The organism is Proteus sp. FME41, from assembly GCF_014897315.1.
Lineage (GTDB): Bacteria > Pseudomonadota > Gammaproteobacteria > Enterobacterales > Enterobacteriaceae > Proteus.
In genome coordinates, this window is the sequence record NZ_JABUYL010000014.1 from 23,836 (window position 1) to 42,592 (window position 18,757).

At 40.9% G+C, this 18,757-nt stretch carries 15 protein-coding genes; 10 read left to right on the forward strand and 5 right to left on the reverse strand.

Annotated elements, in window-relative coordinates; all coding sequences use genetic code 11:
- Nucleotides 1-49 precede the first annotated feature (49 nt).
- The gene (gene ppc, locus INT04_RS13400; protein WP_193016616.1) at nucleotides 50-2,686 is read right to left on the reverse strand and encodes a phosphoenolpyruvate carboxylase; all 2,637 of its coding nucleotides are present in this window, start codon (nucleotides 2,684-2,686) and stop codon (nucleotides 50-52) included.
- 658 nt (nucleotides 2,687-3,344) lie between these two features.
- Here ppc and INT04_RS13405 point away from each other — a divergent pair.
- Nucleotides 3,345-4,082, forward strand: coding sequence for a cyclase family protein (locus INT04_RS13405; RefSeq protein WP_193016617.1), 738 nt, complete (start codon nucleotides 3,345-3,347; stop codon nucleotides 4,080-4,082).
- Between the two features lie 424 nt (nucleotides 4,083-4,506).
- Here the strand turns inward: INT04_RS13405 and INT04_RS13410 are convergent, their stop codons facing one another.
- Both INT04_RS13410 and metB read right to left on the reverse strand, forming a co-directional pair.
- Nucleotides 4,507-6,945, reverse strand: coding sequence for a bifunctional aspartate kinase/homoserine dehydrogenase II (locus INT04_RS13410; protein ID WP_193016618.1), 2,439 nt, complete (start codon nucleotides 6,943-6,945; stop codon nucleotides 4,507-4,509).
- Between the two features lie 9 nt (nucleotides 6,946-6,954).
- Nucleotides 6,955-8,115 (reverse strand): cystathionine gamma-synthase, encoded by a 1,161-nt coding sequence (gene metB, locus INT04_RS13415; protein WP_193016619.1) that lies wholly within the window; start codon nucleotides 8,113-8,115, stop codon nucleotides 6,955-6,957.
- 283 nt (nucleotides 8,116-8,398) lie between these two features.
- Between metB and metJ the strand changes: the two genes are divergently transcribed.
- Nucleotides 8,399-8,716, forward strand: a complete 318-nt coding sequence (metJ, locus tag INT04_RS13420; protein ID WP_036933283.1) for a met regulon transcriptional regulator MetJ — start codon at nucleotides 8,399-8,401, stop codon at nucleotides 8,714-8,716.
- Between the two features lie 136 nt (nucleotides 8,717-8,852).
- Here the strand turns inward: metJ and rpmE are convergent, their stop codons facing one another.
- Nucleotides 8,853-9,065, reverse strand: coding sequence for a 50S ribosomal protein L31 (rpmE, locus tag INT04_RS13425; protein WP_064718473.1), 213 nt, complete (start codon nucleotides 9,063-9,065; stop codon nucleotides 8,853-8,855).
- 203 nt (nucleotides 9,066-9,268) lie between these two features.
- On the opposite strand from rpmE, the gene priA reads away from it, so the two are divergent.
- The 7 genes from priA (at nucleotide 9,269) to rraA (ending at nucleotide 17,294) form a co-directional block, all read left to right on the forward strand.
- Nucleotides 9,269-11,470, forward strand: coding sequence for a primosomal protein N' (priA, locus tag INT04_RS13430; protein ID WP_193016620.1), 2,202 nt, complete (start codon nucleotides 9,269-9,271; stop codon nucleotides 11,468-11,470).
- Between the two features lie 305 nt (nucleotides 11,471-11,775).
- A complete protein-coding gene (gene cytR / locus INT04_RS13435) occupies nucleotides 11,776-12,807 on the forward strand; it encodes a DNA-binding transcriptional regulator CytR (RefSeq protein ID WP_193016621.1) in 1,032 nt (343 codons plus the stop codon).
- 70 nt (nucleotides 12,808-12,877) lie between these two features.
- Nucleotides 12,878-13,675 carry an SPOR domain-containing protein gene (locus tag INT04_RS13440; RefSeq protein ID WP_193016622.1) on the forward strand — a complete coding sequence of 266 codons (798 nt, stop codon included), beginning with the start codon at nucleotides 12,878-12,880 and terminating at the stop codon, nucleotides 13,673-13,675.
- Between the two features lie 113 nt (nucleotides 13,676-13,788).
- Nucleotides 13,789-14,319 carry an ATP-dependent protease subunit HslV gene (gene hslV, locus INT04_RS13445; protein ID WP_193016623.1) on the forward strand — a complete coding sequence of 177 codons (531 nt, stop codon included), beginning with the start codon at nucleotides 13,789-13,791 and terminating at the stop codon, nucleotides 14,317-14,319.
- 12 nt (nucleotides 14,320-14,331) lie between these two features.
- Nucleotides 14,332-15,666: an HslU--HslV peptidase ATPase subunit gene (gene hslU, locus INT04_RS13450; protein WP_193016624.1), complete on the forward strand. Its 1,335-nt coding sequence runs from the start codon at nucleotides 14,332-14,334 to the stop codon at nucleotides 15,664-15,666.
- 97 nt (nucleotides 15,667-15,763) lie between these two features.
- The gene (locus tag INT04_RS13455) at nucleotides 15,764-16,681 is read left to right on the forward strand and encodes a 1,4-dihydroxy-2-naphthoate polyprenyltransferase (RefSeq protein ID WP_193016625.1); all 918 of its coding nucleotides are present in this window, start codon (nucleotides 15,764-15,766) and stop codon (nucleotides 16,679-16,681) included.
- Between the two features lie 109 nt (nucleotides 16,682-16,790).
- Nucleotides 16,791-17,294, forward strand: a complete 504-nt coding sequence (rraA, locus tag INT04_RS13460; protein WP_193016626.1) for a ribonuclease E activity regulator RraA — start codon at nucleotides 16,791-16,793, stop codon at nucleotides 17,292-17,294.
- Between the two features lie 101 nt (nucleotides 17,295-17,395).
- On the opposite strand, the gene zapB is transcribed toward rraA, so the two are convergent.
- On the reverse strand, nucleotides 17,396-17,638 hold the full coding sequence (gene zapB / locus INT04_RS13465; RefSeq protein ID WP_193016627.1) for a cell division protein ZapB: 243 nt from the start codon (nucleotides 17,636-17,638) through the stop codon (nucleotides 17,396-17,398).
- 294 nt (nucleotides 17,639-17,932) lie between these two features.
- Between zapB and INT04_RS13470 the strand changes: the two genes are divergently transcribed.
- Complete coding sequence (locus INT04_RS13470; protein WP_193016628.1) at nucleotides 17,933-18,748, forward strand: MIP/aquaporin family protein; 816 nt, start codon at nucleotides 17,933-17,935, stop codon at nucleotides 18,746-18,748.
- The last annotated feature ends 9 nt before the right edge of the window (nucleotides 18,749-18,757 follow it).

Consider the following 18,757-nt stretch of genomic DNA (forward strand, 5'->3'; position numbering starts at 1 on the left):
AAAACAGCGCCTAATTAAGCGCTGTTTTTAGTTTTTAACTCGCTAAGCACTAACCTGTATTACGCATGCCCGCTGCAATACCGGCAATAGTGACCATAAGTGCCTGTTCAATACGAGGATCAGACTCGCTATGAGTACGAGAACGTTGTAATAGTTCTGCCTGAAGCACATTTAATGGATCGGTATACACATTACGTAGTGCAATAGATTCCGCTACCCACGGTAAATCCGCCATTAAGTGTTCGTCTTTTGAAATAGCCAACACACTTTTAATATCATCAGAAAGTTGCTGGCGTAATGTCGATCCTAATGGCCATAAACGCTCTTCCACTAAGCGTTGATCGTAATATTCTGCTAACCATAAATCCGCTTTGGCATACACCATTTCCAACATAGCGATACGTGTATTAAAGAACGGCCAGTTCTCACACATATCGTCTAACACTGCTTGTTTTCCGCTATCAATTTCATGTTGTAACGCGGCTCCAGCACCCAACCAAGCAGGTAACATTAAGCGGTTTTGAGTCCATGCAAAAATCCACGGGATCGCACGCAAGGTTTCAACGCCCCCAGTAGGGCGGCGTTTGGCAGGGCGTGAACCCAGCGGTAATTTACCCAATTCCCCTTCTGGAGTTGCCGCTCTAAAATAAGGCACAAAGTCTTCTTGTCCTCGAACATAGTCACGATACATCGCACAAGACACATCAGACAATGAATCCATCACTTCAATCCAAGGCGCTTTTGGCTCTGGTGGTGGCAATAAATTCGCTTCTAAAATTGCGCCTGCATAGTGAGCAAGGCTGCTGATTGTCACTTGTGGCAAACCAAACTTAAAGCGGATCATTTCACCTTGCTCAGTGACACGCAGGCCACCTTTCAGGCTTCCCGGGGGTTGAGAAAGTAATGCCGCATGAGCTGGCGCACCACCACGACCAATCGTCCCCCCACGTCCATGAAATAACGTTAAGGTCACGCCTGATTTTTCACAAAGTTTGATCAATGAATCTTGAGCTCGATATTGTGCCCATGATGCCGCCATCACACCCGCATCTTTTGCTGAGTCTGAATAGCCAATCATCACCATTTGTTTGTCATCAATTAAATCGCGATACCAAGGAATATCAAACAAACGTGTCATTACGCTTTCAGCGTTATTTAAGTCTTCCAGTGTTTCAAATAACGGTGCAACAGGTAAGCGAATATTCGCACCCGCTTCTTTCAGTAACAGCTTCACGGCTAATACATCAGAAGGCACTTTTGCCATCGAAATGACATAAGAAGCGATAGAGTCTTTAGGCGATTGTGCGATAACACGGCACGTTTCAAACACTTCTTGTGTGGCAGCACTTGGTTGCCAATTTGTAGGAATAAGAGGACGCTTTGAGTTTAATTCTTCAAGTAAGAATGTCTGTTTTTGCTCTTCAGACCAATTTGCATAATCACCCAGCTCTAAATATTGTGTCAATTCAGATAACGCTTCTGTGTGATTGGTACTTTCTTGACGAATATCCAACTTGACCAGTTGTAAGCCAAAACAACGGATACGACGTAATGTATCTAACAGTTGCCCATTAGCAATGATACGCATACCACACTGAGTCAGTGATTGATAACACGCATATAACGGGTCCCAAAGTTGGGTATTATCAATTAATAGTCCTTCAGGCGGTAGAGATTGTTGGCCTTTAATGCGTTGTTCTAAATAATCACGGGTCACTTGTAAGCGAGTGCGTAACTGTTTAGCAATTTCACGATAAGGCTCTGCAACTTCAGCACCACCCGCTAATTCACGCAGTTCAGGTGTACTTTCTGTCATCGAAAGTTCTGAAACCAGCACTTGGATATCATTTAAGAATAAATCAGCGGCTTTCCAACGACTTAATAATAAAGCATGACGTGTGATTTCAGCCGTCACATTTGGGTTGCCATCACGGTCTCCCCCCATCCATGAGGTAAAGCGAATAGGGGAGGCTTCTACGGGTAAGTTGTAATCAATGGACTCTTTAAGCTGTTCATTAAATTCACGTAAAAAGGCAGGAACCCCTTCCCATAAGCTATTTTCAACAACCGCAAAGCCCCATTTAGCCTCGTCAATTGGCGTTGGGCGGATCTTTCTAATTTCATCGGTGTGCCAAGATTGCGCAACTAACTGACGTAAACGACGCATAATATTGGTACGTTCGTAATCTGCTAAATCATCATGATCCAGTTGAGATAAACAGGTATTCACCTCAACTAATTTATGAATAAGTGTGCGACGTGCAATTTCAGTAGGATGCGCCGTCAATACCAGCTCAATAGAGATTTGTTCTACGGCTTCTTTTAATTGTGCATCCGTGAAATTCTTATCTTTTAGTCGAGTGATCAATTTCGCCAATGCCACAGGATTACTCGCTGCTTCACCATGGGGTGAAATACTATGGTATTGTTCTGCCACATTCGTCAGGTTCAAGAATTGGTTGAATGCTCTAGCAACAGGTAATAATTCATCATTAGATAAATTTTGCAATGTTATCAACAACTTTTGTCGTTGAACTTCATTACCTGCTCGTGATGATTTAGATAATTTGCGAATAGATTCAACTTTATCTAAAATTTCTTCACCAAGTGCTTCTTTTATCGTATCTCCAAGTAGCTTGCCAAGCATGCTGACATTGCTACGCATAGCCGAATATTGTTGATTCATGAGACTCCTGACCTTGTCTTTGTGTCGGTAACAACATGCTTCTTCCTATTAGAAAAGTCATGTCCTCCCAGTTGTGTAATTAACTTTCATTTCTAATGTGACTTTATTTTGATTTTTGTGATAAGCCACACTGCTTTTTTTACTTAGCCTACTATTCATATCAGAAAATAATCGTTTTGGGGGATTTTTCTGAAATTTAATTACGACTTTAGTTTTATAAGAATGGCTAATATTCATGTTGTTTTGGCTCAATTTTACCAAGAATAAGGACATTTTTTTGTTTCTTATCGACTAAGAAGAGTTTTTTACTAAAAAGGGGGGAATACGTGAAAATTTATCTGGCGGGAAATTTAGATGATTTTTTTTAATGTTGATAAATTGTCTGGCGTGGTTTGTCTTTTTTTGACCTATTCCGTTTGCGTGTTATAACCAATCTCTCTATCTCATACCTTATTTCTCCTATCTTTTTTTACTCACTCTGTCAGATTAAGATTTTCATGATCGAATAGGTTGATGCTTTATTTTGTTTTCTCTTTATGGTTATTATCACTAAAACAAATCCATTTTTGTTCAAAATAACATCAAATTCAACATCCATAATATTTAAAAACTATCAGAACATACTGTGACTTTTTTCGTTATCAGACAGGGGAAGCCGATGACCAATGAATTAATTAATGCTCTTTCTATTATCAAATCTAAAAAATGGGTCGATTTAACACATCGCTTCGATAAAGATTCACCTCACTTTTTTATGTTTGACGCAGCTAACTTTAAAACCCTTTTTGATTATCAAGATGGTTTCTTTGCTCAACAATTTACATTCCCAGGTCAATACGGTACGCATATTGATGCCCCTTGCCATTTTGTCCCGAATGCGCGTTATCTACATGAATTAGAATTAAAAGAATTAGTATTGCCACTGATTGTGATTGACCAATCAGAACGCGCAAAAACAGATGCAAATTTCTCATTTTCAAAAAATGATATTCTTGAATTTGAAAAACAGCATGGTGAAATTGAAGCCGATACTTTTGTTGCATTACGAACAGATTGGAGTAAACGTTGGCCTTCGCAAGATGCGATGGATAACAAAGATGCTGAAGGAAAAAATCAAATTCCGGGCTGGGGGATCGATGCACTTAAATTCTTATTTGAAGAGCGCAAAGTCAAAGCGATTGGTCATGAAACGTTTGATACCGACTCAGCAAAAGAATTTCACAAAAATAACGCCCTGTTAGGTGAGTATTACGTGTTAGAACAAGATACTTATCAAATTGAATTAATGACTAATTTGGATCAACTGCCCACCCGTGGAGCGGTCATTTTTAATATTGTTGCTAAACCTAATAATGCCAGTGGTTTTCCTGTTCGCTCTTTTGCTATATTACCTTAATATTTACATACCATAAAAACGAATAAAGCGCTGACAAATCAGCGCTTTAAATTAAGAATAACGAATTGTTCTTTCAGTTAGTTAAGTTGTCTATTGTAAATCATGTGGTAAATCGAATTGTACTCTTAATAACGTTCAAACACGTTGTAACCGTACTTCAACTTCCACTCAAGACGCTTAAATTTCACATCATGAGCTACTGACAAAAGTTCTCTTTAGCTTGATGGTTCACCTCCGTCATTTCATTTCTTAGTGGGACAATCTGTCTTACTACCTTTGACATCAATCGCTCCTTTGTGACTAGAGATGCTTCAAGTATAGCCAAAGAAATTAAAAAAATTGAGCTATATGACACAAAAATGACAAAAGATTATCAGCAGAAAATAACCCACTGATAACCTTTTATAAAAGAGAATTAATTAAATTATAATAATTGGGAAAGACGGTTTAAATCTGACTGAATTGCGCCAGCGGTCACATCTCTTCCTGCCCCCGGTCCTCTTATGACCAGTGGATTATCACGATACCAACGGCTTTCAATCGCAAACAAATTATCACCTGGTAACAATGATGCCAGAGGATGATCTTTTCTGACCGCTTCAACCCCTACTTTCGCTTTACCATTAGCATCGAAACGGGCGATATACCGCAAGACCATATCCATTTCATTTGCTGCGGCTAAACGTTGTGCCATTTGTTCGTTGATAAGCGCACTGTTATCAAAAAAGGCGTCTAATGAACCAGTTTCAGCTTGTAGTGGCACTAATGACTCAACTCGCACTTGCTCTGGTTCAATATCATAACCCGCTTCACGAGCAAGAATAACCAGCTTACGCATTACATCTTGTCCCGATAAATCAATTCGCGGATCAGGCTCTGTTAATCCCTGTTGCCACGCCTGTTCCACCAGCTCACTAAAAGGTACCGTGCCATCAAATTGTAAGAATAACCACGATAATGTACCTGAGAAAATACCGCTAATCGATAAAATGGAATCACCACTTTCACGTAAATCACGCACAGTATGATTAATGGGTAACCCCGCCCCTACTGTTGCGTTATATAGCCAATGCCGTCCTGTTTTAGAAAAAGCATCGCGTGTGGCACGATAACGTAAACTTGAAGCAGAGCCTGCAATCTTATTAGCACTGATAACATGAAAACCGTAGCTGGCAAAATCTTCATAAGAGGCCGCCAGTGATTCATTCGCCGTTATATCGACAACCACTAAATCATCATAAGGGTGTGCTCTCATCCAAAGATAGAGCGACTCTTCATTATGTTCTGTCGCTTCTTCATCAAAAAAAGCCAACGCACGACTTGGGTTAATACCTTGGTAATCAAGTAAACTGCGGCGGCTATCAACCACACCTGCAAGAATAAACTCAAAATCACTGCGGGCAGATAATGGCTCTTGCTCACGCGCAAATAACTCTAACCAGCGAGAACCAATATTCCCTTTACCAAACAGCACTAAACCAATCTGCTTCTCGGCTCTAAACAGTGTTTGGTGTAGGCCTTGCAAGAGGTGCTCAGTATAATTTCGCAGTACTGCAACTAAACTGATGTTATCTTCAGCGTGCCAAATAAACTCAACAGGTTGATCTTTAAGTTGCTGATAAAAACGATGGCAATGCAGCGGATTTTTACATACCCCTGCGCCGACTAACGCCACTAATGAGAAACCTTCACGTAAATGTAATTTACCTGGTAAAACTGCATCTTGCAGTATATCTAAAGCACTGTTAGCCACTTCACTGGTATAACAAAGTTGTAAAAGTTGGCTGTCTTTATCCACACCGGTGGCTAAAGGACGAATTTGCGCACGTTTAAGTAATTCATCAACCTCTTTTGTGATTTGTTCAAAGTTTTGATGTGAAGCGAGTTGTAGTTCAATCAAACAAACATCGTCATGGCTTGTCACTATTTTAGCACCTGTTCCTGATGCTAAAACACGTTCTATACGTGTTGAACCTTGCTCTGGTTGATAACTGCAACGCAGTTGCAAATCAATGTTACTACCTGATACGGGTTGCAATGTACGTGTATGTAAAACCGGAGCAGCTAAACGCGCCAATTCACTGGCTTCATCTAAACGCAACAATGGCAATAAACAAGCATCTTTAACTTTTCGCGGGTCGGCACTATAAACACCCGCAACATCACTCCAAATCGTGACTTTACCAACATCCGCTAAAGCCCCCACTTGTGTTGCTGAGTAATCACTACCATTACGACCTAATAAAACGGTTTCCCCTTGTTGGTTGCGACTAATAAAACCAGTTACGACAAAACGACTTTCAGGGTGTTTAACTAGCAGTGATTGTAATAGTGGGCGAGATAACGTTTCGTTCACTTGGGGTTGTGCGGCTCGTTCTGCACACAAAAATTCGCGAGCATCTAACCAAACACTGGATAAACCTTGTTCAGTCAGTAGTTTTGCCATTAATTTTGCAGACCAAATTTCACCATGACCAACAACTTCGGCATAAGTTGCGTCTGTAATGGGTTTATCCAACAAGTAGCTTAAGCGTTCAAGATCCGCAATAAAAGCTTGAGACAAGAGCTCTGCATTCTCTTTTGAGAGAAGTCCCTCAATTAAGGATAATTGGTAGCGTCGTAACGTTTGCTGAACCTGATGTGCTGAAATACGATCACTTTGGCTCAGTTTCAGCCAGCTAATTAGTTGATTCGTTGTTGAACCTGCTGCAGAAACCACCATGAGATCATTAGGTTGGCTATAGTTTGTCATGATATTCACAACACGTTGATAACATTTTATGTCTGCAAGACTGCTACCACCGAACTTATGTAATTGACGGCAAATCGGTTCCGCCTGTTGTTTAATTGCCACTACGCTCATGATCCATGGTTACCTTTTAGTTGCTGCATCAAACGCATTTTGCAAATCGTCGATTAAATCCTGACTATCTTCAATGCCTACTGAGATACGAAGTAATGCAGAGTGAATTCCTGCTATTTTTTTCGCCTCTTCCGACATACCTGCATGTGTCATTGTGGCAGGGTGACAAATTAACGTTTCTACCCCACCTAAAGATTCTGCCAGTGTAAAGAGAGTTAATTGAGATAAAAAGAGTTTAATCACATCCAATCCTCCTTTTAACTCAAAACTTAACATCGCACCGAAACCTTGCTGCTGTTTTTTTGCTATATGATGGCCGGCATGATTTTCCAGTGCGGGATAATATATTTTTTCGACTAAAGGCTGTGTTTGTAAAAACGCGACTAATGCCTGTGTATTTTCTTGTTGAAGTCGAATTCGAGGTACTAACGTTCTGATACCTCGTAATAATAAATAGCTATCAAATGCACCAGAGGTGACACCAATATTATTCGCCCACCAGCTTAGCGCCTCAAGCTGTTTCTGACACTGACAGATAACAACACCCGCAACAATATCAGAATGCCCATTAAGGTATTTTGTGCAGGAATGCACAACGATATCTGCCCCTAATGCCAATGGCCTTTGCAAAACAGGGCTCATAAAGGTGTTATCTGCAACCACTAAAGCCCCTTGTTGATGAGCAAGTTCACTGATTTTTTGAATATCCGTTATTCTCAGTAATGGGTTGCTAGGTGTTTCAATAAAGACAATTTTAGGCTTGTAGGCTAAAGCTTGTTGTAACGCAACCTCATCATTTTGATCAACAAAAATCACACGATAAGCACCGTGTTCTTGTTGGCTATTAAAAAGACGATAACTTCCCCCATAACAGTCATGGGGTGCGACGATAACATCGCCGGGCTTTAAAAAAGCGGTACAGATTAAATGGATTGCTGACATTCCACTGCTAGTGACAACGGCGCCCACACCACCTTCTAGTTCGGCTAACGCTTTTTGCGCCATATCGCGAGTTGGATTGCCTCGGCGAGAATAATCATGTTCACGTGGTTGATTAAACTCTAAGAAATTATAGGTACTAGAAAGATAAATAGGCGGTACAACACAACCAAATTGTGTATCTTCATTTAGCCCATTATGGATAGCCAGTGTTGCTGTTTTCTTCGTCATACAGGCACCTTGTCACAGCGATAAGTGGAGAAGTCTAACACAGCATATCTAATTAGACACCAAGACGTCAATACATCTAGACATCTAAACTCCTTTACGGATAGATTAAGTAATGGAATAATACCCAAAATAAGGATATCACCAGTGACTATCACTTTTTCTCTCACCTTCAGTCAGAAGAGTCGGTGGTTTTAGAAAAGTCATGATAAACTGGTGTTGCCCATCAGAATGGGGATCAAACCCTTTTCTGACTTCAACTAAATGATATTAATTAAGGTAATCCATGGCTGAATGGAACGGTGAATATATCAGTCCTTACGCTGAGCATGGCAAAAAGAGTGAGCAAGTTAAGAAAATCACAGTTTCAATTCCATTGAAAGTGTTGAAAATTTTGACTGATGAACGCACTCGCCGTCAGGTTAATAACCTAAAACATGCAACCAATAGTGAATTATTGTGTGAAGCATTTTTGCACGCATTTACCGGACAACCTCTCCCAAATGATGAAGACTTACGTAAAGAACGTAACGATGAAATCCCTGAAGAGGCAAAAGAAATAATGCGCCAGCATGGGGTTGATCCCGATACTTGGGAGTATTAATCAACGTCAATTTTTTGACTAATTGCTTGATTAACAAGAACAAAAAAGCCCAAAGCAAAAAACTTTGGGCTTTTTTTCAATTCCGAACTGTCTGCAAGATGCCAGACTAAGCTGACATCTTGTGACAACAAATATCTTATTTGCTGCCTGGAATTTTGAAACGTTTGTTGAACAGATCAACACGACCACCGGTTGCAACATCACGTTGTTTACCAGTATAGAATGGGTGGCATTTATCACAAACGTCCAGATTCAGGTTGTGACCTGCAGTGGAGTTGATTTTCATAACGTTACCGCAAGAACAAGATGCAGTAATTTCTTCGTATTTAGGATGGATATCTTTTCTCATGGAAAACCTCTACTAAGGCCGTGTCGCCATTCAGCCCACAGCCGAACACCACACGTCGTGTTGATTGAAATTAAGTGTCTGGTAATTTATCTACCAAAGGGGGCGGATCATACAGAATATCCGCGAAACGCGCAATGAAATCTGCACACTTTTTGTGATATTCTTAACGTCATCTTTTCGCTAAAACACTCGGAAACCCTGATATGACTATAGTTCAGGTAATTTTACCTGTACCACTGTTTTCCTCCTTCGACTACCTTTTACCAGAAGGGAGCAATACACCGACGATAGGAAGTCGGGTGATCGTTCCTTTTGGCAATAAACGTCGCTCTATTGGTATTGTCAAAGGACTCAGCACTCACAGTGAGTTTCCAATCGAAAAGCTAAAACCTATAGATGAGATCCTTGATACTGAGACGCTCTTTCCTGGTGTTTTATGGGATATGCTAAATTGGGCATCTGCCTATTATCACTATCCTTTAGGTGAGGTGTTATTTCATGCTATGCCGATTTTATTGCGACAAGGAAAACCTGCCGAATTCACGCCACTATGGCAATGGTATGCCACCGACGAAGGGATCAATCTTGATCTCAATAGTTTAAAAGGGGCAAAAAAACAACAACAAGCATTAGCCGCCCTTCGTCGCATCCCTTTATATCGTCATCAACTTGATGAATTTGAAATTACTACCGCAACGCTTAATAACTTAAAAAAGAAAGCATTCGTAGATTTACGTCCTATTCAACCCGCACCGATACATTGGCACTCTGATTTTGCTGTTCAAGGTGAACGTTTTAAATTAAATACAGAACAAGCGATTGCAGTTGGTGCTATCACCGCGCAAGCCGATCAGTTTTCACCTTGGTTATTATTAGGTATTACGGGCTCAGGTAAAACAGAAGTTTACCTCAGCGTATTAGAAAAGATCCTCGCTGAAGGTAAACAAGCGTTAGTATTAGTACCTGAAATTGGCTTAACACCTCAAACTATCCGCCGTTTTAAAGCACGTTTTAATGCTCCTGTTGATGTTTTGCATTCAGGATTAAATGATACGGAACGTTTAGCCGTTTGGTTACGCGCTAAACGGGGCGATAATGCAATTATTATTGGTACGCGATCTGCACTTCTTACCCCTTTTCAACATCTTGGCATTATTATTATCGATGAAGAGCATGATGGCTCTTATAAACAACAAGATGGTTGGCGTTATCATGCTCGTGATTTAGCAGTTTTCCGTGCAAAACAAGAAAATATCCCCATAGTGATGGGCACAGCAACCCCTTCTATTGAAACTAGCTTTAATGTTGAACAGAAAAAATATCAACAATTGGCGTTGACCCAACGTGCGGGCAATGCAAAACCTGCCACTGAGCACTTAATAGATTTAAAAGGGCAGCCACTTATCTCGGGGCTATCTCCTATTCTGATTAAAGCAATTAAAGAGCACCTCAATGCAGGTAATCAAGTGATGCTCTTTTTAAATCGCAGAGGTTTTTCACCTGCATTGCTATGTCATGAATGTGGTTGGATTGCAGAATGCCCACGTTGTGACCACTATTATACTCTGCATCAAAAGCATGGCATGTTGCGTTGCCACCAATGTGATAGTCAACGCCGTATTCCCGCACAATGTCCGCAATGTGGTTCAACTAATTTACTGCCGGTCGGATTAGGAACAGAACAACTTGAACAAAGTATTAGTGAATTATTTCCTGATACGCCCATTACACGTATAGATAAAGATACCACCAGCCGTAAAGGGGCTTTAGAGCAGCAACTTGAAGATATTTATCAAGGAGGCTCTCGTATTCTTATTGGCACGCAGATGTTAGCAAAAGGCCACCACTTTCCAGATGTCACTTTGGTGGCGTTACTGGATGTTGATGGCGCTCTGTTTTCAAGTGACTTTCGGGCGGCGGAGCGCTTTGCTCAGCTTTATACTCAAGTCTCTGGTCGTGCAGGCCGAGCGGGGAAACAAGGTGCGGTATATTTACAAACGCATCAACCTGATCACCCTCTCTTATCAACACTGTTAGAAAAAGGCTACGATGCGTTTACCAAAGAAGCGTTGCAAGAGCGACAAGCCACCTTCTTACCACCTTACTCAAGCCATATTATGATCCGCTCTGAAGATCACAATAACCAACGTGCACCTCAATTTTTACGACAACTAAAACAATTTTTTGAACAACATCCCATGCGTGATACCAATTTATGGGTCATGGGGCCCGTTCCTGCAATTCAAGCTAAACGAGGTGGAAATTATCGTTGGCAATTATTACTTCAACATCCATCACGAGGCTATTTACAAAAATTAATGTCCGTTACTTATCCTCAAATTGTGGCATTGCCTGAAAGTAAGAAAGTGAAGTGGAATATTGATGTTGACCCAACAGATGGTTAATAGTCTTTTTATAACTATTTTGAATGTATTTTAACCAAATTTATTTGGGAAATAAAATTACTGGCAAATACTAGTTACACCTCAAGACTATTTATCAATTTTGCGAACTAACTCATAAAAACGATTGGTATCACACTTTTTATGCAAACTAGGTAACAGTATCTATTTAAAAAGCGAGTAGAATAACAATTTAGAATATTTCTTGAATTAAAACCGTCGATAAAATTCTTTTTTAAATACCGACGGTTTTTTTGCAATAAAAAAGCAATCGTTTAACTAAACCATCCAAAAGGGAGGTATGGGGTTTGCAACAGAATAATAAAGATAATACGCAAGCAACAATGAAAGATGTTGCCCTTGCAGCCGGTGTATCCACAGCAACCGTGTCACGCACTTTAATGAATCCGGAAAAAGTATCCTCACAAACTCGTCAGAAAGTTGAACAGGCTGTTCTTGACGTGGGCTATTACCCTCATAACCTGTCAAAAAATCTTAAACGTAATGAGTCAAAAACGATCCTCGTGATCGTCCCAAATATCAGTGATCCATTCTTTACAGATGTTGTCTGCGGTATTGAAGAAACGGCAGCACAACACGGTTATCTCGTTTTAATTGGTGATTGCAAGCATCAGCAAAAACACGAAAATGCCTTTATTAATCTCATTATCACCAAACAAATTGATGGCATGTTACTTCTTGGTTCACACATTCCTTTTGATGTCTCTAAAGAAGAACAGAAAAATTTACCCCCTATGATTATGGCTAATGAGTTCGCACCTGAACTCGAATTGCCAACTGTTCATATTGATAATCTCACTGCATCGTTCAGAGCAACACACTATTTGCAACAAATGGGTCATAAACGTATTGCCTGTATTACAGGCCCTGAAAATATGCCTTTATGCCGTTATCGCCTACAAGGTTATATTCAAGCCATGCGGAGAACAGGTGTGCCTTTGCGTGAAGATTATATTATTCGTGGTGATTTTACCCATGAAAGCGGTGCAGAAAGTCTGAAAAAGCTAATTTCTTTGCCTGAGCCACCGACTGCAGTGTTCTGTCACAGTGATATTATGGCGATTGGCGTTATGTGGCAGGCAAAAAAATTGGGATTAGAACTGCCTAAAGATCTCTCTGTTATTGGCTTCGATAATCTTGATATTACACGTTACAGCGAGCCTGCACTGACAACGATGGAACAACCTCGTTATCAAATTGGTGAGCAATCTATGTTGTTATTACTTGATCAACTACAAGGTAGACCTGTTGCGCCAGGTTCTCGTCTATTAGATTGTGAGCTGATTATAAGAGACAGTGTCTGTCAGCTTAAAAGCTAGGCAAAACACACTATGTTAAGTAACATATCGTTTGTGATACCTATTCCTTTAATTATCAGCGAATCGAACTGTGGCACAACGAGACTATGTGGGACGAGGGCAGACATCTGCTCGTCGTAAAAAGACAACGAAAAGTAAAAATAAAAAGGCTGCTAAAGGGCTGCCTTTAACAACGCTTATTGCGGCAATCGCTATTGTGGCGCTGTTTGTCGGTGGTCTCTATTTTATTACGCATAATAAAAAAGAAGTCACCGAAACAACGCCAACAACCATGGGGCAACATCCAGCGAATAGTTTGCCGCCTAAACCGCAAGAGCGTTGGCAATATATTAAAGAACTGGAAAATCGTCAGGTAGGTACACCTTTACAACCTGTATCTCCCTCTTCTGGTAGTCAGATTAATCCGAAAGCAACACTTTCGCCTGAGCAACTACGATTTTTACAGCAAATTGAAGCGGATAAACGTCAACCTGCCGTTCAGTTACCTGAAGTTCCTTATAATGGTGAGGTGCCACGCTCTCAAGTGATCGTAACCCCACCAGCGACGGCAATACCTTCTGTTGTGCAACAACCTGCACAGCACCAACAAGAACAAGCATCAGCACCCGCTGTTGTCGCCCCTCCTAAATCTGCGGTTACTGAAACACACTTTTTAGTGCAATGTGGGTCATTTAAAAATACCGAACAAGCTGAAACCGTCAGAGCAACGCTGGCTTTTTCTGGTGTTGAAAGCCGAGTCACAAAAGGCAATGATGGCTGGATACGCGTATTATCAGGCCCTTACAGTAAAGAACAAGCCAACTCAGTCAGTAGACAAGCCGCTGGGGCAGGCGTATCAGGTTGTATTCTTCGCGCTTCTGGGGGTTGAAAAATAAATTTTCTCCCCCACCTATAATTCTAATTCACATAACGGGCAGTGCTTTATCTCAAATAAAGGCACTCCTCGTCTCTTTTTTTATTGATTAAACCAGGGGCTGACTCATGACTACAATCGTAAGTGTTCGCCGTAAGGGCCAAGTTGTCATCGGTGGTGATGGACAGGCGACGATGGGTAATACCGTCATGAAAGGCAATGTTCGCAAAGTACGCCGTCTTTATAACGACAAAGTCATTGCGGGATTTGCTGGCGGCACTGCTGATGCTTTTACTCTTTTTGAACTGTTTGAACGTAAATTAGAACTTCATCAAGGGCATTTAACCAAAGCCGCGGTGGAGCTTGCTAAAGATTGGCGTACAGACAGAATGCTGCGCAAATTAGAGGCGTTGCTTGCTGTTGCCGATGAAAATACATCACTTATCATCACGGGTAATGGTGATGTGGTTCAACCAGAAAATGATTTAATTGCTATCGGTTCTGGTGGCCCTTATGCACAAGCAGCGGCAAGAGCCATGCTAGAAAATACGGAACTCTCTGCACGAGAAATTGCTGAAAAAGCACTTAACATCGCTGGAGATATCTGTATTTACACTAACCATAATGTCAACTTTGAAGAAATCTCTTCAAAAGAGTAAGGATTTTAGCGCATGTCTGAAATGACTCCTCGTGAAATTGCCAGCGAACTTGATAGATTTATTATTGGTCAAGATAAAGCAAAACGTGCTGTGGCAATCGCCCTACGTAACCGCTGGCGTCGTATGCAGCTCGATGAAGCGCTGCGTCATGAAGTAACACCAAAAAATATTCTGATGATTGGACCTACCGGTGTCGGTAAAACAGAAATTGCACGCCGTTTAGCCAAATTAGCCAATGCCCCTTTCATCAAAGTTGAAGCAACAAAATTTACTGAAGTAGGTTATGTGGGTAAAGAAGTTGATTCTATTATCCGTGACTTAACCGACTCTGCTGTCAAAATGGTACGCAGCCAAGCGATTGAAAAAAATCGTTTCCGTGCAGAGGAAATGGCGGAAGAACGTATCCTTGATGCGCTGATCCCCCCTGCTAAAAATAACTGGGGTGTCACAGAGCAAGCGGCAGAACCCTCTGCTGCACGTCAAGCTTTCCGTAAAAAATTACGTGAAGGCCAATTAGACGATAAAGAAATAGAAATTGAAATTGCAGCAACCCAAATGGGTGTTGAAATTATGGCTCCTCCAGGAATGGAAGAGATGACAAATCAGCTACAATCTATGTTTCAAAATTTAGCGGGCCAAAAACAAAAACCCCGTAAAATGAAAATTAAAGAAGCATTTAAACTGATTATTGAAGAAGAAGCCGCTAAACTGGTTAACCCTGAAGAGCTTAAACAACAAGCGATTGATGCGGTAGAACAACACGGTATCGTCTTTATTGATGAAGTGGATAAAATCTGTAAACGTGGCGGTCAAAGTTCTGGTCCTGACGTTTCTCGTGAAGGGGTACAACGAGACCTCTTACCACTGGTTGAAGGTTGTACAGTTTCAACAAAACACGGTATGGTAAAAACAGACCATATTCTGTTTATTGCATCAGGCGCTTTCCAAGTTTCCAGTCCTTCAGATTTAATTCCTGAATTACAAGGACGCCTGCCAATTCGCGTTGAACTTCAAGCGCTGACAGCAGAAGATTTTGAGCGTATTCTAACTGAACCGAATGCATCGTTAACAAAACAGTATGAAGCATTAATGGCAACCGAAGGGGTGACTATTCGCTTTACAGAAGACGGTATCCGCAAAATTGCTGAATCCGCATGGCGCGTAAATGAAACCACTGAAAATATCGGTGCTCGCCGTTTACATACTGTTTTAGAACGCTTAATGGAAGAAATATCCTACGATGCAACAGAGCGACAAGGCCAATCTGTATTAATTGATGCAGAATATGTGAAACAGCATCTGGATGAGCTTGTAGCAGATGAAGATCTGAGTCGATTTATTTTATAATCAACTTGTGCGATCCTTATCAGCAATATTTACGTGGGAGGCTTGCCTCCCATTCTTATTTTTATAATAACAACGAACATGAGTATTGAATTTTAGCATGAGCTCTCTAAATTCCACTAGCCGGACTCAAGCCTGGCTTGAAAGTTTACGACCCAAGACACTGCCTTTAGGGTTAATTGCCATTGTGACTGGCTCCGCATTAGCGTATTGGATGGGTCATTTTGAGCTGCCTATTGCACTGCTTGCTATTTTAACTGCAAGCACTTTACAGATCCTATCAAACCTTGCTAATGACTACGGTGACGCCGTAAAAGGGACGGATACTGAAGAGCGTTTAGGGCCACTTCGTGGAATGCAAAAAGGCATGATAACGCCGGCTCAAATGAAAAAAGCCTTAATTTTAAATGTTATTATCTCTTGTATTTCAGGTATTGCACTTATTGTTGTTGCATGTAAAAAACCTGAAGATGCTATCGGTTTTTTAATGATGGGATTATTCGCCATTGTGGCGGCAATCACGTATACCGTGGGTAAACGCCCTTATGGCTATATGGGATTGGGTGATATCTCTGTCTTAATTTTCTTTGGTTGGTTAAGTGTTATTGGAACGTACTACTTACAAGCTAATACCTTTGATATTGTAACGCTGCTACCGGCCACGGCTTGTGGTTTACTTTCTGTCGCCGTCCTAAACATTAATAACATGCGCGATTTAGAAAGCGATATTCAGGCGGGTAAAAATACATTAGCGGTTCGCTTAGGCCCATCAGGATCACGAACTTACCATACTTGTGTGATTTTTCTTTCTGTTGCTTGCTTAATTATTTTCACACTTCTTTATATGCACCGCTGGACAGCGTGGCTATTCTTACTCGCGACCCCCATGCTTTTACTGCATATTAAACGTGTTAATGCGGATCACTCAGGTGAGGCAATGCGCCCTTTACTTGAACATATGGTAAAAGCAGCACTATTGACGAATGTCCTCTTCTCTTTAGGTTTAGTTTTAGAATAATTTCACTGGATTGTTGATTTGACTCACTGAATTTTCAGTGAGTCTTTTGCCAACTGCCCCTGTTAAGGGATATACTGGGCTTTCCTGTGGCAACCTGACGTAAAATCCTATGAAATATGATACTTCTGAACTCTGTGATATCTATCAAGAAGATATCAATGTCGTAGAACCCCTTTTCTCAAACTTTGGCGGTCAAAGTGCCTTTAGTGGACAAATCATAACCGTTAAATGTTTTGAAGATAATGGCCTGCTTTATGACTTATTAGAAGAAAATGGCAAAGGCCGTATTCTTTTAGTTGATGGCGGGGGCTCTGTACGTAAAGCCTTAGTTGATGCTGAGCTGGCTCAACTCGCTGTCTTAAACGAATGGGAAGGCATTGTAATTTACGGTGCGGTACGTCAAGTTGACGCGTTGTCAGAGCTTGATTTAGGCATTCAAGCCATGGCTGCGATACCAGTAGGTTGCCCAAGTGAAGGTATTGGTGAAAGCGATATCCGCGTTAACTTCGGCGGTGTGACATTTTTCTCTGGTGATTATCTTTATGCAGATAACACAGGGATCATCTTATCTGAAGAGCCTTTAGGCTTAGATGAAGATTTGATTGAAGAGTAATTTGCTCTTTATCCGTTTTTAACCACTTTACTGACCATTTAAGATGCAAAAGCCACCAGACGGTGGCTTTTGTTTTTTAGGCCTTAAACAAATAAAGACAATTATTGTACGTCTTCCATTTTACCTAACAGTGCGCGTAAACGCTCTTGCCAGCTTGATTGCTCTTGTTTCAACTCATCATTTTCACGGATCAGTGCTTCATGTGAGCCTTTTGCTTCTTGAACTTCTTGGTTCAGCGCATCATTTTTTTCTTTTAGCTCTTCAATTTCCATCTGTAATAACGTGATGGTATCAATAGCTTGTTGTACTTTTGATTCTAATTTTTCGAAAACTTCAAATGACATACTGTAATCCCCCATATAATCGATACTTCCGATTGTAAGTAGCCTATCAACAACTGTCTAGCATCTTCCGTTGAATTACATTCTTTTTTCAATTTATCAAAAACACTGGTCAGATCACATTACAAATGTCGAACAAGTCACTAATTAAGAGCGTTTTCACTCATTTTCTTGATGAGACACACAAATTTCAATTTCGCTTATTCTCGTTTACGCTCATTAACGATAAATTCACAGTTATCTTTTCAATTCGAAAAGAATACTAACAATAAATAACCCTCTTTCAGGATAGAATATATGAGCCAGACGAAAACCTCTCTTATGGGTCAATGCATTTCTGAATTTATCGGAACTGCGTTGCTAGTCTTCTTCGGCCTTGGTTGTGTTGCTGCAGTACGTATTGCAGGCGCAGAGCTAGGACTGTGGGAGATAAGTATTATCTGGGGGCTGGGTGTTGCCTTAGCCGTTTACCTTACCGCAGGCACCTCTGGTGCTCACTTGAACCCGGCAGTTACTGTTGCGTTTTGGCTATTTGCTTGCTTTGAACGCAGAAAAGTTATCCCTTATATTATTGCACAAATGTTAGGTGGCTTCGCCGCTGCAGCCATTGTGTATTTTATGTACTACAGTGTTTTCCTCGACTACGAACAAGTTCATGGCATTGTCAGGGGCTCACAAGAAAGTCTCTTCACTGCTGGTGTATTCTCTACTTATCCCGCAGCTCAAATTTCCGTTGTACATGCCTTTTTTGTCGAAGTTATCATTGCCATTATCCTTGTTGGTTTAATTTTAGCCTTAACTGATGACGGTAACGGTGTACCTAAAGGCCCATTAGCACCTTTACTGATTGGTATCTTAATTGCCGTTATCGGTGGCGCATTTGGTCCATTAACAGGATTCGCCTTAAACCCAGCACGTGACTTTGGTCCAAAACTGGTTGCGTACTTTGCAGGTTGGGGCGATATTGCACTGACTGGTGGACGTGATATTCCTTACTTCTTAGTTCCAATCATTGCTCCATTTATTGGCGGTATCTTAGGTGCACTGGCTTATCGTAAATTAATTGGCCGTCACTTACCTTGTGATACTTGCAAAATCGAAGACGATAAATAAAGTTTAGAG

Coding starts and splice junctions, on each gene's coding strand:
- ppc (WP_193016616.1), bottom strand. CDS start 2,686: ATGAATCAACAATATTCGGCTATGCGTAGCAATGTCAGCATGCTTGGC.
- INT04_RS13405 (WP_193016617.1), top strand. CDS start 3,345: ATGACCAATGAATTAATTAATGCTCTTTCTATTATCAAATCTAAAAAA.
- INT04_RS13410 (WP_193016618.1), bottom strand. CDS start 6,945: ATGAGCGTAGTGGCAATTAAACAACAGGCGGAACCGATTTGCCGTCAA.
- metB (WP_193016619.1), bottom strand. CDS start 8,115: ATGACGAAGAAAACAGCAACACTGGCTATCCATAATGGGCTAAATGAA.
- metJ (WP_036933283.1), top strand. CDS start 8,399: ATGGCTGAATGGAACGGTGAATATATCAGTCCTTACGCTGAGCATGGC.
- rpmE (WP_064718473.1), bottom strand. CDS start 9,065: ATGAGAAAAGATATCCATCCTAAATACGAAGAAATTACTGCATCTTGT.
- priA (WP_193016620.1), top strand. CDS start 9,269: ATGACTATAGTTCAGGTAATTTTACCTGTACCACTGTTTTCCTCCTTC.
- hslV (WP_193016623.1), top strand. CDS start 13,789: ATGACTACAATCGTAAGTGTTCGCCGTAAGGGCCAAGTTGTCATCGGT.
- hslU (WP_193016624.1), top strand. CDS start 14,332: ATGTCTGAAATGACTCCTCGTGAAATTGCCAGCGAACTTGATAGATTT.
- INT04_RS13455 (WP_193016625.1), top strand. CDS start 15,764: ATGAGCTCTCTAAATTCCACTAGCCGGACTCAAGCCTGGCTTGAAAGT.
- rraA (WP_193016626.1), top strand. CDS start 16,791: ATGAAATATGATACTTCTGAACTCTGTGATATCTATCAAGAAGATATC.
- zapB (WP_193016627.1), bottom strand. CDS start 17,638: ATGTCATTTGAAGTTTTCGAAAAATTAGAATCAAAAGTACAACAAGCT.
- INT04_RS13470 (WP_193016628.1), top strand. CDS start 17,933: ATGAGCCAGACGAAAACCTCTCTTATGGGTCAATGCATTTCTGAATTT.